This is a genomic window from Frankia alni ACN14a, assembly GCF_000058485.1.
GTDB classification, from domain to species: domain Bacteria; phylum Actinomycetota; class Actinomycetes; order Frankiales; family Frankiaceae; genus Frankia; species Frankia alni.
In genome coordinates, this window is record NC_008278.1 from 5110767 (window position 1) to 5125010 (window position 14244).

The 14244-nt window shown below is 74.4% G+C and carries 10 protein-coding genes; 6 read left to right on the top strand and 4 right to left on the bottom strand.

From position 1 onward, the window contains the following. The first annotated feature begins 7 nt into the window (after window positions 1-7). Window positions 8-2641 (top strand): HelD family protein, encoded by a 2634-nt coding sequence (locus FRAAL_RS20590; protein WP_011605838.1) that lies wholly within the window; start codon window positions 8-10, stop codon window positions 2639-2641. Between the two features lie 15 nt (window positions 2642-2656). Here FRAAL_RS20590 and FRAAL_RS20595 read toward each other — a convergent pair whose 3' ends face one another. Further along, complete coding sequence (locus FRAAL_RS20595) at window positions 2657-5371, bottom strand: SulP family inorganic anion transporter (protein ID WP_041939561.1); 2715 nt, start codon at window positions 5369-5371, stop codon at window positions 2657-2659. Window positions 5372-5875: 504 nt separating this feature from the next. On the opposite strand from FRAAL_RS20595, the gene FRAAL_RS20600 reads away from it, so the two are divergent. Together FRAAL_RS20600 and FRAAL_RS20605 are read left to right on the top strand one after the other, a co-directional pair. Next, entirely contained in the window at window positions 5876-7606 is a 1731-nt protein-coding gene (locus FRAAL_RS20600) for a DUF2142 domain-containing protein (protein ID WP_011605840.1), read from the top strand. A gap of 14 nt (window positions 7607-7620) precedes the next feature. After that, window positions 7621-8631, top strand: a complete 1011-nt coding sequence (locus tag FRAAL_RS20605) for an aldo/keto reductase (RefSeq protein WP_011605841.1) — start codon at window positions 7621-7623, stop codon at window positions 8629-8631. A gap of 100 nt (window positions 8632-8731) precedes the next feature. On the opposite strand, the gene FRAAL_RS20610 is transcribed toward FRAAL_RS20605, so the two are convergent. Then, window positions 8732-9259 (bottom strand): DUF1003 domain-containing protein, encoded by a 528-nt coding sequence (locus FRAAL_RS20610; protein WP_041939562.1) that lies wholly within the window; start codon window positions 9257-9259, stop codon window positions 8732-8734. Window positions 9260-9564: 305 nt separating this feature from the next. Here FRAAL_RS20610 and FRAAL_RS20615 point away from each other — a divergent pair, with 305 nt between their 5' ends. From FRAAL_RS20615 to FRAAL_RS20625, 3 genes are all read left to right on the top strand, one after another. After that, complete coding sequence (locus tag FRAAL_RS20615; RefSeq protein WP_231861138.1) at window positions 9565-9816, top strand: hypothetical protein; 252 nt, start codon at window positions 9565-9567, stop codon at window positions 9814-9816. 256 nt (window positions 9817-10072) lie between these two features. Next, window positions 10073-10342: a hypothetical protein gene (locus tag FRAAL_RS20620; protein ID WP_011605844.1), complete on the top strand. Its 270-nt coding sequence runs from the start codon at window positions 10073-10075 to the stop codon at window positions 10340-10342. A gap of 24 nt (window positions 10343-10366) precedes the next feature. Next, entirely contained in the window at window positions 10367-11986 is a 1620-nt protein-coding gene (locus FRAAL_RS20625) for a Na+/H+ antiporter NhaC family protein (RefSeq protein ID WP_011605845.1), read from the top strand. 651 nt (window positions 11987-12637) lie between these two features. Here FRAAL_RS20625 and FRAAL_RS20635 read toward each other — a convergent pair. Both FRAAL_RS20635 and FRAAL_RS20640 read right to left on the bottom strand, forming a co-directional pair. Continuing rightward, window positions 12638-13702 (bottom strand): ABC transporter ATP-binding protein, encoded by a 1065-nt coding sequence (locus tag FRAAL_RS20635; RefSeq protein WP_011605847.1) that lies wholly within the window; start codon window positions 13700-13702, stop codon window positions 12638-12640. After that, entirely contained in the window at window positions 13699-14199 is a 501-nt protein-coding gene (locus FRAAL_RS20640; RefSeq protein ID WP_041939563.1) for a hypothetical protein, read from the bottom strand. Before FRAAL_RS20640 ends, FRAAL_RS20635 begins: the two co-directional genes overlap by 4 nt. Between the last annotated feature and the right edge of the window lie 45 nt (window positions 14200-14244).

Genomic DNA, 14244 nt, shown 5'->3' on the forward strand with positions numbered 1-14244 from the left:
GGCCGGTTTGTCAACAGATGACATTACCTCCGAGCAGGCGTACGTCTCCGCTCTCTACGATCGGCTCGACGGGCTTCGCCGGCGCACCACGTCCCGGCTGCGGACGGTTCTCCGGCACTCCGAGAGCCTGCCCCGGGCCCGGTTCGAGCGGGACGCGGCCAGCGCCGACTGCGCGGCCACGCTGGCCCGGATCACCGCCGCGGAGAACGGCCTGTGCTTCGGCCGGCTGGACTTCGACGGCGGCGAGCGGCGCTACGTCGGCCGGATGGGCATCTTCGACGAGGACGCGGACTACGAGCCCCTGCTGATCGACTGGCGCACCCCGGCCGCGCGGCCGTTCTACGTGGCGACCGGAGCCGCGCGGCTCGGCGTCCGGCGCCGCCGGCACATCACGACGCGCCGCCGCGAGGTGACCGGCCTCGACGACGACGTCTTCGAGCTGGCCGTCCGGGAGCCGAGTGCCACCGAACTGGTCGGCGAGCCGGCGCTGTTCGCCACCCTCAACGCCGCGCGCACCGGCCGGATGAGTGACATCGTCGAGACGATCCAGGCCGAGCAGGACCGGATCATCCGCTCGGACCACCGCGGGATCCTCGTCGTCCAGGGCGGGCCGGGCACCGGCAAGACCGCGGTCGCGCTGCACCGCGCCGCCTACCTGCTCTACACCCACCGCGACCGGCTCGCCCGCAGCGGCGTGCTGGTCGTCGGGCCGCACCCGACGTTCCTGCGCTACATCGAGAACGTGCTGCCGTCGCTGGGTGAGACCAGCGTGGTCAGCGCGACGGTGGAGGCGCTCTACCCGGGGGCGCGGGCGCAGCGGCCGGAGGAGCCGGCGCTGGCCGAGCTCAAGGGCCGGGCGGTGCTGGCCGACGTCCTCGCCGCGGCCGTGCGCGACCGGCAGCGGCTGCCCGGCGGGCAGACGCTGGAGATCCACACCGAGGAGCGCCTGCTGCTGCTCGAACGCAGCACCTGTGTGCGGGCCCGCGCGCTCGCCCGGGAGTCCGGCGAACTGCACAACCAGGCCCGGACCCTCTTCGTACGCGCCGTGATCGAGGCGCTGGCCCGCCAGGTCGCCGACGGGTACGCCGCCGAGACGATCACCGCCCAGGTGCTGGAGGCGGACCCCGAGGCGCTCGACCTGCTGGCCCCCGCCGGCTTCGGCGGCACCAGCCTGCTCGACGACGACGACCTGGCCCAGCTGCGCCGGGAGCTGCGCGCCGATCCGGCCGTGCGGGCGGCGCTGGACGAGCTGTGGCCGGTGCTCAGCCCCGAGCAGCTCGTCGCCGAGCTGTACGCGGACCCCGGCACGCTGGCGTCCGCGGCGCCGGAGCTGACCGCCGCCGAGCGCCGCCTGCTGCACCGGCCGCTCGCCGAGGACGGCACCGACCCGGACGACGCCTGGCTGCGCGCCCTGCGCGACGCCACCGCCGGCGCCGCGGCGTCACCCGGCCCCGGCGACGACGGCGGGGTCGGGACCAGCGAGGGCAGTGACCAGGACGGGTCGGCCGACGGAGACGGTGACGGCGACGGCGACGGCGATGCAGCCCGCACCGGTGGGGGGCCGCGACCGGCCGGCGGCTGGACCGCGGCGGACATCCCGCTGCTCGACGAGGCGGCGGAGCTGCTCGGTGAGGACGACCGCGCGGCCCGCGCCGCGGCGCTGCGCGACCGGCTCGCCCGGGTGGCCTACGCCCAGGGCGTCCTCGACATCATCTCCCGCGACGTCGAGGACGACCCGGAGATCATGATGGCGACCGACCTGATCGACGCGGCCCGTCTCGCCGACCGGCACGAGGACGCCGACCTGCGGACCATCGCCGAGCGCGCGCTGGCCGACCGGACGTGGACCTTCGGCCACGTCGTCGTCGACGAGGCGCAGGAGCTCTCGGAGATGGCCTGGCGGATGGTGATGCGCCGCTGCCCGACCCGGTCGATGACGATCGTCGGCGACATCGCCCAGACAGGCGACCCCGCCGGCACGACGTCGTGGGAAAGGGTCCTCGCCCCCTACACGGCGTCGGGCCCACGGCCGCGGCAGGAGTCCCTCACGGTGAACTACCGGACTCCCGCGGAGATCATGGCGGTGGCCGCCGACGTGCTCGCGACGCTGCGGCCGCCGCAGCAGCCGCCGCGGTCGGTGCGCGCGCTCGGCCTCGACCCCTGGCGACTGCGGGTGACCGAGGACGAGCTCGGCCCGGTGCTCGCCCGGACGGTCCTGGCCGAGCTGGAGCGGCTGAGCGCCGGTCAGCTTGCCGTGCTGGTGCCGGCGGGGCGGCTCGCCGAGCTGACCGCCGCGGTGCGGGCGGCCGTGCCGGCCACCGAGACCGGCGGCGGCGCCCGGCTGTCCGCGCCGGTCGTCGTGCTCGGGATCCGGGAGGCCAAGGGGCTGGAGTTCGACACGGTGCTCGTCGTCGACCCGGACCGGGTCCTCGCCGAATCCCCGCGCGGCGCGCACGACCTGTACGTCGCGCTGAGCCGGGCGACGCGGTCCCTCGGCGTCCTGCACACCGGCGAGGTGCCGGCGATGCTCGACCGCCTGTCGCCGGCGGGGCCGCCGGCGGACGTGCCGCCGGCGGCCCCGCGGTCGACGGAAGGGCGCGCGTCCACGTCCCCGACGGCGTCCCGGGCCGCGGGGACGTAGGCGCTCGGGCGCCGGCTAGCCCGCCGGAGGCAGCCGACGACCGCGGCGGCCTCCCGACGTGGGCGGTGCCGCCGACCGGGCCGAGCCCGCGTCGGTGCCCGCGAGCGCCGGCGTCCCGCGCGCCGGCGTGTCCCAGCGCCGGCCCGGCCCCTGCTCGCTGGGGGCCTTCGTCAGCGCGTCCGCCGGGTCGACGAACCGACCGGTCTCCTCGTCGAGGATCGAGATCTGCGCGCGCCCGATGTCGAAGTACATGCCGACGAGCTCCAGCGCGCCGTCCTCGAGAGCACGGCGCACGGTCGGATGCTCCCGCAGGTTGTCGAGCTGCTGGGCGACGTTGGCCCGGCCGAGACGCTCCACCGGCGGGAGGTCCTCCGTCCCCGGCGGGGGCGTGCGGGTCAGCGACGCGTCGGCGTGGGACAGCCAGCCGGCGAGCGCCGACTCCGGCTGGCCGGGCGGCGTGCCCTTGAGCAGCGCGTTCATCGCTCCGCAGCCGGAGTGGCCACAGACGACGATCGCGGGCACCCGCAGCACCTCGACGGCGTAGTCGAGCGCGGCGGTGACCGACAGGTCGCTCGGCGGCACGACGATGCCGGGCAGCGGGCCGGTACCGGGGGCGATCCCGACCCCGGCGGCCATCCCGACGCCCGAGGCCATGCCGAGGCCGATCCCGCCGGAGCTCGACGAACCGGAGCTCGACGAACCGGGGGCCGTCCCGCGTGAGCCCGTCCCGGCGGGACCGCCGTCCGACGCGTGGAGCCGGTCGAGATCGGCGGTGGCGCGCGCCGGGTGGCGCGGGCTCTGCCGCGGAACGATGTTGCCGATGTTGCGGACGGTGAACAGGTCGCCCGGCCCGCTGCTGGTGATGATGTTCGGGACGATCCGCGAGTCGGCGCAGGTCAGGAACAGCGCGGAGGGCTGCTGTCCGGCGGCGAGGCCGTCGAACGTGCCCCGCAGCAGCGGCGCCGCCCGGCGGTGGAACTCGTTGACGCCGACGAGCATGGTGCCGACGTAGTCGGCCTGGCCGACCGCCGGCGGCGCGCCGTCGGCCGTCCCGGCCTGCCGATCGTCGTCCTGATCGAACTCCTGCCACTGCGACCAGGGCGCGAACCAGCGTGGCAGGTGCGGCGTCACCGATCGGCGCCGTTCGGTGTGGTCGGACCGGCGGAACCAGACCTGGCCGATCTCGTCGACGCTGACCACCCCGCCGGAGGCCTCGTGGTTGGCGCACCAGCCGCGCAGATGCTCGTAGGCGGCGTGGTCGAGGTAGTCGACGATGAGCTCGATCGAGACGGGCGCACCGACCGGGATCCGGCCGAGGACTCGGGCCAGGCGCGGCAGCGACAGGAAGCTCAGCGTCCCCTCGACCTCCACCTGCCAGAGTCCGTCGCTGTGCACCAGGCGGACGCTGGACCACAGGACCCGACGCAGGACCAGGCCGAGCGCGGTGACCAGCCCGAGTGCCACACCCTGCAGCAGGTCCAGGGAGACGACACCGACCAGCGTCACGACGTAGACGGGCAGCTCGCCGTGGCGGCGGACGTGGCGCAGGTGGGCCACGTCGACCAGCCGCACCCCGACGACGACGAGCAGGCCGGCCAGGGCCGCCAGCGGGATCCACTCCACGGCGAACCCGAGGAAGAGGGCGAACGCCAGCACCCAGACGCCGTGCAGGATCGCCGAGGCGCGGGTGCGCGCACCGGAGACGACGTTGGTCGAGCTGCGGACGATGACGCCGGTGATCGGCAGACCGCCGATGAGGCCGGACAGGAGGTTCGCCGAGCCCTGGCCCAGCAGCTCCCGGTCGAGGTCGGCCCGCGGGCCCCGCCAGCCCTTCGAGGTCGCGAGCTGGTCGACGGCGACGGCGGACAGCAGCGACTCCACGCTGGCGACGATCGCCACGGTGAAGATCCCCAGCGCGATGCCGGACCAGTCGCCGTGGGGCAGCTCGGGCAGGGCAATCGAGTCGAACAGGGAGGCGGGCAGGTCGACGCGCGGCACGTCGAAACCGACGGCCGCGGCGAACGCGGTGCCCGCGACGACGGCGACGAGGTAGGCCGGAATCCGGCGAACGGCGCCCGGGACGGCCTGCGGCAGCCGCGGCCAGAGCAGGATCGTCGCGATCGTGACCAGGCCGACGACGGTCGCCGGACCGTGCGGGCTCGTGATCGCCTCGGGTATCGCCCGGATGTTGTCCAGGGCGTGGCTGTCGGCCTTCCCGCCGAGCACGACGTGGATCTGACCGAGGACGATGGTCAGGCCGATGCCGCCGAGCATGCCGTGGACGATGGCGGGCGAGACGGCGAGGGAGGCGCGGGCGACGCGGCACAGTCCGAGCAGGATCTGCAGCAGGCCGGCGCCCACCGTGATCATGCAGGTGACCCGCCACCCGTAGGTGTTGACGAGATCGGCGACGATCACGGTCAGGCCCGCGGCGGGGCCACTGACCTGCAACGGGGCGCCGCCGAGGGCTCCCGCGACGATGCCGCCGACCACCGCGGCGAGCAGGCCGGCCGCGACCGGAGCTCCGGAGGCGACGGCGATGCCCAGCGACAGCGGCAGGGCGACGACGAAGACGACGAGGGAGGCCTGCAGGTCGGGACGCCATCCCTCACGGCGGGCGGCGGCCCGCCGTGACCGGCGCGAGCCGCGCGGCCGGCTGGTCGGGCTCGCCGCGACGGGCGGCGAGTGGCTGTGCCGCGACGGCGACGGTGGGGTGACCGGTGGGGTCATGTCCAACTCCTCGAGAATCGGCGCGATGGCTGGGGGTCACCCGGACGGGCGGCCCGAGGGCGGCGTCGTAGACGATGGTTCTCGACATGGTCACTACCAGCAGTCGGCGGCACACGACGCCCACCTGGGCTACCGCGCATGGTGACGGGGATTGCACTGAACCCAACGATCCGGACCGCTGACGAGTTTCTTTCTGTGATGGTCCACCCAGTCGCGCGTAACCATTGGACAGCAACGTCCGTCGGTGTCCCAGGGATCGGGCGGACCGCCGAAGCGGGACATCAGGTACATATCTCGCGAGGACCCATGCAGGAGACATATAGGACGAAAGGCTATAGAAGTCGCCATCCGTCGCGGGTTTGCGATGCCCGTAATGGGCGGGTGCGGACGCCACCCGACGACCGATCCGTCGCCGTCGCCCATACTTGGCGTGACATGGGGTGAGAAAGCCGCCCCGGACGGCAGTCTGCGCGCCCGCCGGGGCGCGGGCGGGGGACGTCGCGCATGCATCGTCGTGGCAGGCTGGCCCGGCTCCTGCTCGTGGCGGGGTTCGGCCTGTTGCTCGCGGCGTGGGTCGGCAGCAACGCGCCGGGCTTCGGGCCGGACGAGCCGGCGAACTTCGTCAAGGAGGTCGGCGCCGGTACCGGCCAGTGGTCGGGCACGCCGGGGCGGCTCGCGCATCCGGCGTTCGGCGCGCAGCCCGGGGCTCCGGAACGCATCGACTGGATCAACCGCAACAGCCGGGTCTTCCGGCTGCCGGCCGGGCTCGACCCGGGTCGGGCCGGCTTCCCCTGCAACCTGTTCCGCAACTGGCTGTCGGTGAGCTGCCTGGACCGGCCGCACTCCCGCCCGCCGGCGACGCGGGCGCTGAGCTATGTCGGGACCTACGAGCCGTACGTCTACGCCGTCCCGGGCGCGGCGATGGCGCGCACAGACACGGCGCTCGGCGCGCTCTACACCGGGCGGGCGGTGACCGCCGCCCTCGTCGCCGGGCTGCTCGCCGTCGCGGTCGCCGCGGCGTGGAGCGGCCCGGCCGGCCCGCTCTCGGTCGCCGGGGTGCTGCTGGCCGCGTCGCCCATGGTGCTGTTCATGGGCTCCGTGCTCGGCACCAACGGCATCGAGATCGCGGCCGCCACCGCGCTGTTCGCGCTGGTGCTGCGGATGGGCCGCGCGACGGGTCCGCCCCGGTGGGCCTGGCCGGCGGTGGGCGTCGTCGGCGCGCTGCTGGCGCTGTCGCGGCCCACCGGACCCGCCTGGGTGCTGCTCGCCCCCCTCGTCGGCCTGGTGCTCGCCGAGCGGCGGGGTGCGGGCCGGTGCCGGGGCGCGGACCGGTGGCGGCGGGCGTGGCCGGTGCCCTGGCTGGGGCTGGCCGCCGGCGGCGTCGTGGCGACGACGCTGTGGGAACGGGCCGTGCAGCCGCATCCGGGGATCCGCCGGGCGCTGGTCGTCGAGGGGCTGCATCGCCTGCCCCACGACGCCGACGCCTGGGTGCGGCAGTGGGTCGGCGTGTTCGGCTGGGCGAGCCTGCCGATGCCCACGTACGCGTACCGGATCTGGTGGGTCGCCGTCGTCGCCCTCGCCCTGGTGGCGCTCGCCGCCGGCCCGTGGCGGGCCCGGCTGGGGTTCGTGGCCGTGCTCGTCGGCGCCGCGGTGGTGGCCGTCGGCCTTGACGTCGTGGTGCTGCGCCAGACCCGTTTCCCGGTGTACGGGCGCTACCTGCTGCCCCTCGCGGTGCTGCTGCCGCTCGCCGCCGGGGAGATCATCACCCGGCAGGCAGCCCGCCTGCCGGGGGCGGTCCGCCGGCCGATCCAGGTCGCGGTGCCGCTGGCGGTCGCCGCGGTCCACCTCGTCGGGCTGTGGGCGAACGCCCGCCGCTACGCGGTCGGCACGGGCGGCCCCGTCTGGTTCCTCGGCCGGTCGCAGTGGAACCCCCCGGGCGGCTGGCCGCCGTGGTTCGCGCTCGCCGCGGCCGGGACCCTCTGTCTGGTCGCATTCGCCCTGACCGGCCTGCGCGCGGCGCCGGCCACGCCCGGGGCGCGGATCGCCGGTGGCCACGACCCCGGCGGCCTCCCCGCCTACCCGACCGAGACCGACGACGCCCACCGACCCTCCCTGCACGAGGCTGTGCCCCGGGAGACGTCCGGTGCGGAGGCTGCGGGCACCACCAACCAACACCTCCCTGCGAAAATGATCGACCCCGGCAGACGCAGGACCTCGCCGACGGGCGACGACTGAAGGCAGGAGTCAACGTGGACTACCGGACGATGGGCCGTTCCGGCCTCAAGGTCTCCCAGGCGTGCCTCGGCGCGATGAACTTCGGCTCGGTCGGCCTCGGGTCCTGCGACGAGACCGAGGCCACCCGGATCATCAACGCCTTTCTGGATGCCGGGCACAACGTCATCGACACCGCCGACATCTACAGCGGTGGGCAGTCGGAGCAGATCGTCGGGCGTGCCATCTCCGCCCGCCGTGACGAGGTCGTCCTCGCCACCAAGGGGCACATGCCCGCCGGCCCCGGCCCGAACGGCCGCGGCTCGTCCCGGGTGCATCTGACCCGCGCCCTGGACGCGAGCCTGAGCCGGCTCGGCACCGACTACGTCGATCTCTACCAGGTGCACCAGCCGGACGACGAGACGCCCATCGAGGAGACGATGGCGACCCTGGACGGATTCGTCCGCGCCGGCAAGGTGCGCTACCTCGGCTGCTCGAACTACAACGCCAGCCGGATCGTCGAGGCGCAGTGGGCGGCCGAGCGCATCCACGGCACGCCGTTCGTGAGCCTGCAGCCGCAGTACTCCCTCGTCGCGCGCGGCATCGAGGCCGAGGTGCTGCCGGTGTGCGCCCGCCACGGCATGGGGACCCTGATCTACAGTCCCCTGGCCGGCGGGATCCTCGCCGGGCGCTACCGCCGCGACGGAGACCCGGACGCCGACACCCGCGTCGCCCGCCTGCGCGCGTGGGGCGCCCCGGCCGCCCGGCGCTTCGCCGACGGGATCGTCACCGACCGCGGGCTGGACATCGCCGAGGCGGTGGCCGGGGTCGCCGCCGAGCTGGACACGACGTCCGCGGCGGTGGCGCTCGCCTGGGCCGCCGCCCGTCCCGGCGTCACGTCGGTCATCATCGGACCGCGCACCTTCGACCAGTACGAACAGACTCTCGCCGGGTTCGAGATCACCCTGCCCGCGCAGCATGTCGCCCGCCTCGACGAGATCTCCGGTCCCGCGCCGGGCCCGCTGGACGGTCGGATCGTCGACCACTGACGCGCCCTACCGGCAAGCCGGGCCGCCGGCCGACTGCGGCCCGGCGGCCCGGCGGGTCGGCGACGGTGAGCGGCGGCCGGGCGTCGGGGTAGACCTCCCCTCAGAGATGGCCGGCGTCCGTCGGCTGAGGGTGGCCGGTGCTGAGCTCGGTGCGAGCGTGCGCGAGGGTCTCCTGGACGTGCCGTTCGATCTCGTCGGGGTCCAGGCCCAGGGCGCGGCCGATGTGCACGGACCAGACCTCGGAGCGCAGGTTGGTCTCGAAGTCCAGATCGGCGCGCAGATTCTGCCGGGTGGCCTCCCGGTTCTGACTGACCATGACGAAGGTCGACAGGAAGATCGCCTCCAGGCTGACGATCATCGTGAGGAGTCCGAACGGGTAGCGGTCGAACACCGCGGCGTCGCCGAACACGCCCTCGTTGAGCAGGATCCAGCCGGCGAACCAGACGGCGTGGAGGTACACGAAGGGCAGTGACCCGGCGAACGCCGTGATCAGGTCCGCCGCGCGGTCCTGGGGGGAGCTCATCCGGGTGAAGACGACCCGCTCGTTGCGGATTCGGGCGCGCGGATGCGGACGGCCCTCCGTACTCGAACGTCGATGCTGCTCGTGGGCGTCTTCGGGAGAACTCATGCGCTCCATGCTGATGTCCGAAGGTCCGGGCGCCGGCGCCGCCCCCGCGGCCGCGCGTGATCTCACCATCCCGGTTCCCTGGGAGCCCGAGCCCGAGCCCGCTCCAGGCTGCGGGGGGGGGCGCCGTCGTGTTGCGGAGGGTCACGGGCACTCCTACAGTCCAGAGGTGCCTACCGGCCGCCGCGCGGGCTGTACCCGTTCCCGGCCGACCTTCTCATCCGGCGGGCCCGGAGCCGGCCGATGCGCCGCATTCGCGCCACGGTCGCGCGACCGCCGCGCGATCGAGTGATCCGAAACGGAGCCAGATGATGAGCACCGTCAGTGGGCTGGACGCCGCGGACCTGGCCCGGGAACAGGCGGAGCTGCTACCCGACCGCCTCACCCTCGCCGCCGTCGAGATCAACCGCCACGAGTTCGACCCGGACAACTTCCTGGTCGACTCCCCCGGGAGCAACGCCTCGGACATCGAGAACCACGGCGAACCGCAGATCGCCTACAGCTCCGGTTCTTTCGTCGATTCCATCGTCAACGGCTGGACCCAGGTGAACCAGTGGTGACGTCCATGATCGGTCGAATGGCCGCTCCTAGGGCATCCGACCACCGGGTTTCAGGCCCCCGAAGATGAGGCCGACGGACGGTGAACCGACGGCGCACCAGTCTTATCGCACCTGCGGTGTAGCTCCGAGGAATATTCGGCCGTACACAGAGCAGGACGTGACACGCCCGATGAGGATCCTCGCCACAACGTTTCAACGCCGCTAGCGTGCCACCCGTCAGAGCAGTCCCGCGGACTGGATAACGACGGGGGATAGAATGCACGATGAAATTCAGGAAGGACCCGACGGAAAACGTCAGGAATTTCCGCTGGAGCAGGCGGAACTGCTGCCCGAGCGACTGACCCTGGCAGCCCTGGAGATCGGTCGGAAGGAATTTGATCCCACCTTCTTTCCGGTCAATTCACCCTGGTCGAACATGGCCCACATCGACGCGCATGGCGAACCGCAGATCCTCGGCGGGATTTTGCCGATCCTCATCTCGCTGGTACCCAGCATCAACTTCATATTCGAGATCAACAACTCCTGATCGACCTGCGACGGACGGCCGAGAATGACCGATATCCGCCCGGGGCCCACGCCCGGCACGGTGCCCGCCCGACCGTGCCGGGCCGACGGCCTGGCCCTGCTCGGCGAGTTCGCCGACTCCGGCCTGGACCGGCCGGTCCAGCTTGCCCGCCGAAGCGACGGCCAGGTCGTCGCGCTCACCGAGCTGCTCGCGCACATCCTGGCGGCGGCCGACGGCACCCGCGACATCGAGGCGATCGCCGGCCAGGTGGCCGTACGCAACGGGCGAGCGGTCAGCGGGGCCGACGTCGGCTACCTGATCGCCGACCGGCTGATGCCGCTGGGCCTCATCGCCGCCGCGGAAGGCGCCACCCCGACGCCCCGGGCGGCGGCGATGTTCACCCTCGCCGCCCGCCGGACCCTGCTGCCCGCGCCGGTGGTGGCCCGGTTGGGCGGGGTCCTCGCCGTGCTGTTCCGGCCGGCGGTCATCGCCGGGCTGCTCGCCCTGCTGGTGGTGGCGGACATCTGGGTGTTTCGCCGGCACAGCGTCGCCGACAGCGCGGCCGCGGTGCTGGCCACCCCGACGCTGATGCTGGCGGTCGTCGGGCTGGCCCTGGCCGGAGCCCTGGTCCACGAGTCTGGGCACGCCGCCGCCTGCCGCTACGGCGGCGCCGGGCCCGGAGTGATCGGCTTCGGCATGTACCTGGTGTGGCCGGCGTTCTTCACCGACGTCACGGACTCCTACCGGCTCTCCCGGCGTGGCCGGCTGCGCACGGATCTCGGCGGCATCTACTTCAACGGCCTGTACGCGCTGGCGCTGTGCGGCGCACTCGCGGTCAGCCACGCCGAGGTCCTGGTGACCGCGATCGTGCTCGCCCACCTCGACGCCGCCCGCCAGCTCGCACCGTTCGTCCGCCTGGACGGCTACTACATCATGGGCGACCTCGCGGGAGTACCGGACCTGTTCAGCCGGATGGTTCCGGCGCTGCGCTCGGCCCTGCCCGGCCGGCGCCGGCCGCCGTCCCCCGGGGAGCCGGCCGGCGGCAGCGCCACCCCGGCCGCCGGTGCCGGAGATGCCGGGTGGGTCGGCGGGGCGGGGCCTGCCGGACCGGGCGGCGGCGCACGGTTGACCGGCCTGACCCGGCGGGCTCGGCTGGTGGTGACCGCCTGGGCGCTGCTGGCCGCGCCCGCGATTCTGGTCAACCTGGTGCTGCTGCTCGTGTCGGTGCCGTTCGTCGTGCCCCGAACCGCGCGGGCCGTCTGGGCACAGCTCGCCCCGGCGGGTTCGGCACTCGGTGGCGGGCAGGTGCTGACCGCCGTCGCCGACGCCGCGGCCGCCGTCGTCCTGGCGCTGCCGGCCGCCGGGATGCTGTTCGTGCTGTTCCTGCTCGGCCGGGCGGTGACCCGCGGCCTCGCCGCGCACCACCACCGCAAACGCAGTCACCGCGAATGCCATCACCCCGAACGCCATCACCGCGGACGCGACCGCCGGGCCCGCAGCGTCAGGCATCACGGCGTTGGAGGCAGTGGTGGGCGGCGCCGAGGAACAGAGCCAGCCACGCCGCCACCACAAGCACGGCGACACCAGCGGACAGAACGCCGGTGGCGGCGTCGTCCGATCCGGTCAGGGAGAGGCTGTCGGTCGCCGGACCCGGCAGATAGATGAGCACGTGCGCCGCCCACCAGGGCGGCAGCAGCCCGCCCGCGATCGCGGGGGCGAACAGCACGGCGAGCACCGAGGTCAGGGCCCCGGCCGCGCTGCGGGTCAGGACTGCCAGGGCCAGCCCGATCAGCGGGAACACCGGGGCCAGCCCGATGGCCGCCGCGAGCGGGCGCACCTCGCTGCCGGCGGAGAGGCCGGCACCGGTCACGTCCGGCAGGCCGTAGGCGTGGAACACCGGCTGCGCCGCGAGCACCGCCAGCGCGGTGACGGCCGTGAAGCCCACCCAGCTCGCCACCGCGACCACGACGATCTTGGCCAGCAGCACCCGACCGCGGCGCGGCGTCACCGTGAGGGTCAGCCGCACCAGGCCCGCCCGGTACTCGCAGGCGCCGGCCCGCACCCCGAAGACGACGAGCAGGACGCCGCTGACGATCCCCGAGACCAGCGGGAACAGCACGGGGTCGAAGGCGGCGCGGTCCTGCTCGGACCAGCCGTCCGCCTCGAGGCCGACCGCGACGGCGAGCAGCACGCACAGCGCGGTCCCGAGGATCGGGCCGAGACAGGCGATCACCAGGGTCCCGCGCAGGGCGCGCAGCTTGAGCCATTCCCCGGCAACCGTCGCCGTCCAGCGGGGTGGCGCGGTGGGTGGCCGGCTCACGGCTGCTCCCCCGGGCGGCCAACCTCCCGATGACCTGTCCCCCGATGGCTGCCAGCCCGGTGGTTGTCGGCCCGGCGGTTGTCGGCCCGGCGGTTGTCGGCCCGGCGGTTGTCGGCCCGGCGGTTGTCGGCCCCGTGGTTGTCGGCCCCGTGGTTGTCGGCCCGGTATTCGACAGTGTCGCCGGTGAGCTCGATGAAGGTGTCCTCCAGCGTTGCCCGTCGCTCGGTCAGCTCGTGCAGGGCGAGCCCACGGCCGGCGGCGAGATCGCCGATGGCCGGCGCCGTCATGCCGGTGACCAGCAACGTGCCGCCGGCGTCCGGGGCCTGGGTCACCGAGGCACCGGCCGCCCGCAGCGCCGCCGCGAGCTCGCAGGCACGCGGCGACGCCACCCGGATGTGGGTGCCGGCACCCGCCCGGGTGATCTCGGTGACGCTGCCGTGGGCGAGCAGGCGACCGCGGCCGAGGACCAGGACCTCGTCGGCGGTCTGGTCCATCTCGCTCAGCAGATGGCTGGAGACGACCACCGTGCGTCCTTCGGCGGCGCAGCGCCGCAGCAGCCCGCGGACCCAGCGCACGCCATCGAGGTCGAGGCCGTTCACCGGCTCGTCCAGGATCAGCACCGCCGGGTCGCCGAGCAGAGCGGCGGCGATGCCGAGCCGTTGGAGCATGCCGAGCGAGAACCCGCCGACGCGGCGCCCGGCGAGGTCGGCGAGGCCGACCTCGGCGAGCACCTCGTCGACCCGCCGGGCGGGCACGCCGCCGGCCCGGGCGAGCCAGGCCAGGTGCTGGCGGGCCCGCAGGCCGCCCGGCGCGGCCCTCGCGTCGAGGAGCACCCCGACCTCGCGCATCGGCGCGTCGACATCGCGCAACACGCGGCCCCCGATCGTCGCCCGGCCGCTGCTGGGCCGGTCGAGGCCGACCATCAGGCGCAGGGTGGTCGACTTGCCGGAGCCGTTCGGGCCGAGGAAGCCGGTCACGACCCCGGGCGTCACGTCGAAGGTCAGCCGGTCCACCGCGACCGATCCGCCGTACACCTTCGTCAGCTCGCGCACCTGGATCATCGGTTGGCGTTCCCGTCCCCCGGGTCGTCGCCGTCCGGGGCGCGGGGCGCGGGCGCGGGCTGGCCGGCGGAGCGGTCCGCCGACCGGCGGTGCCGGCCGTGTTCGCCGAACGCGGCGGCGAGCACGAACAGCCCGAGCAGGGCAATCCGCACCGGCCGCAGCGCATCGAAGGTTGCGCGAACCCAGCCGGGCAGCTCGACCTGCGGCAGGTCGAGCGCGGGCAGCCCGACGTGCGGCAGATCGCCAGCCAGCCGCGGCAGGAGGTTGACGGCGACGACAAGCAGCCCGACCACGACCACCGAGCCGACCGCGGCGAGCCGTGAAGGCGCCCGACCGGCCGGGGGGCCGGGCCGGTCGGGGGGGCCCGGCCGCGGACCGCCCGCGGTGGCTGGCGGGTCGCCCGACCCAGGGCCGGTCGGCACGGGCGGGACGGCCGGCACCGGCTCGTGGGCGGCGGGCACCGGCGCATGGGGGGCGGGGTCGTCGGGTTCGTCCATGCTCGGGAAGCTAGATCCACGGCGGTCCGGGCACATCCACCGCAG

What these genes read in the sequence shown, in the direction of transcription:
- FRAAL_RS20595 (WP_041939561.1), bottom strand. Translation starts at nt 5,371, where the DNA reads ATGACCCCACCGGTCACCCCACCGTCGCCGTCGCGGCACAGCCACTCG.
- FRAAL_RS20600 (WP_011605840.1), top strand. Translation starts at nt 5,876, where the DNA reads ATGCATCGTCGTGGCAGGCTGGCCCGGCTCCTGCTCGTGGCGGGGTTC.
- FRAAL_RS20610 (WP_041939562.1), bottom strand. Translation starts at nt 9,259, where the DNA reads ATGAGTTCTCCCGAAGACGCCCACGAGCAGCATCGACGTTCGAGTACG.
- FRAAL_RS20615 (WP_231861138.1), top strand. Translation starts at nt 9,565, where the DNA reads ATGATGAGCACCGTCAGTGGGCTGGACGCCGCGGACCTGGCCCGGGAA.
- FRAAL_RS20620 (WP_011605844.1), top strand. Translation starts at nt 10,073, where the DNA reads ATGCACGATGAAATTCAGGAAGGACCCGACGGAAAACGTCAGGAATTT.
- FRAAL_RS20625 (WP_011605845.1), top strand. Translation starts at nt 10,367, where the DNA reads ATGACCGATATCCGCCCGGGGCCCACGCCCGGCACGGTGCCCGCCCGA.
- FRAAL_RS20635 (WP_011605847.1), bottom strand. Translation starts at nt 13,702, where the DNA reads ATGATCCAGGTGCGCGAGCTGACGAAGGTGTACGGCGGATCGGTCGCG.
- FRAAL_RS20640 (WP_041939563.1), bottom strand. Translation starts at nt 14,199, where the DNA reads ATGGACGAACCCGACGACCCCGCCCCCCATGCGCCGGTGCCCGCCGCC.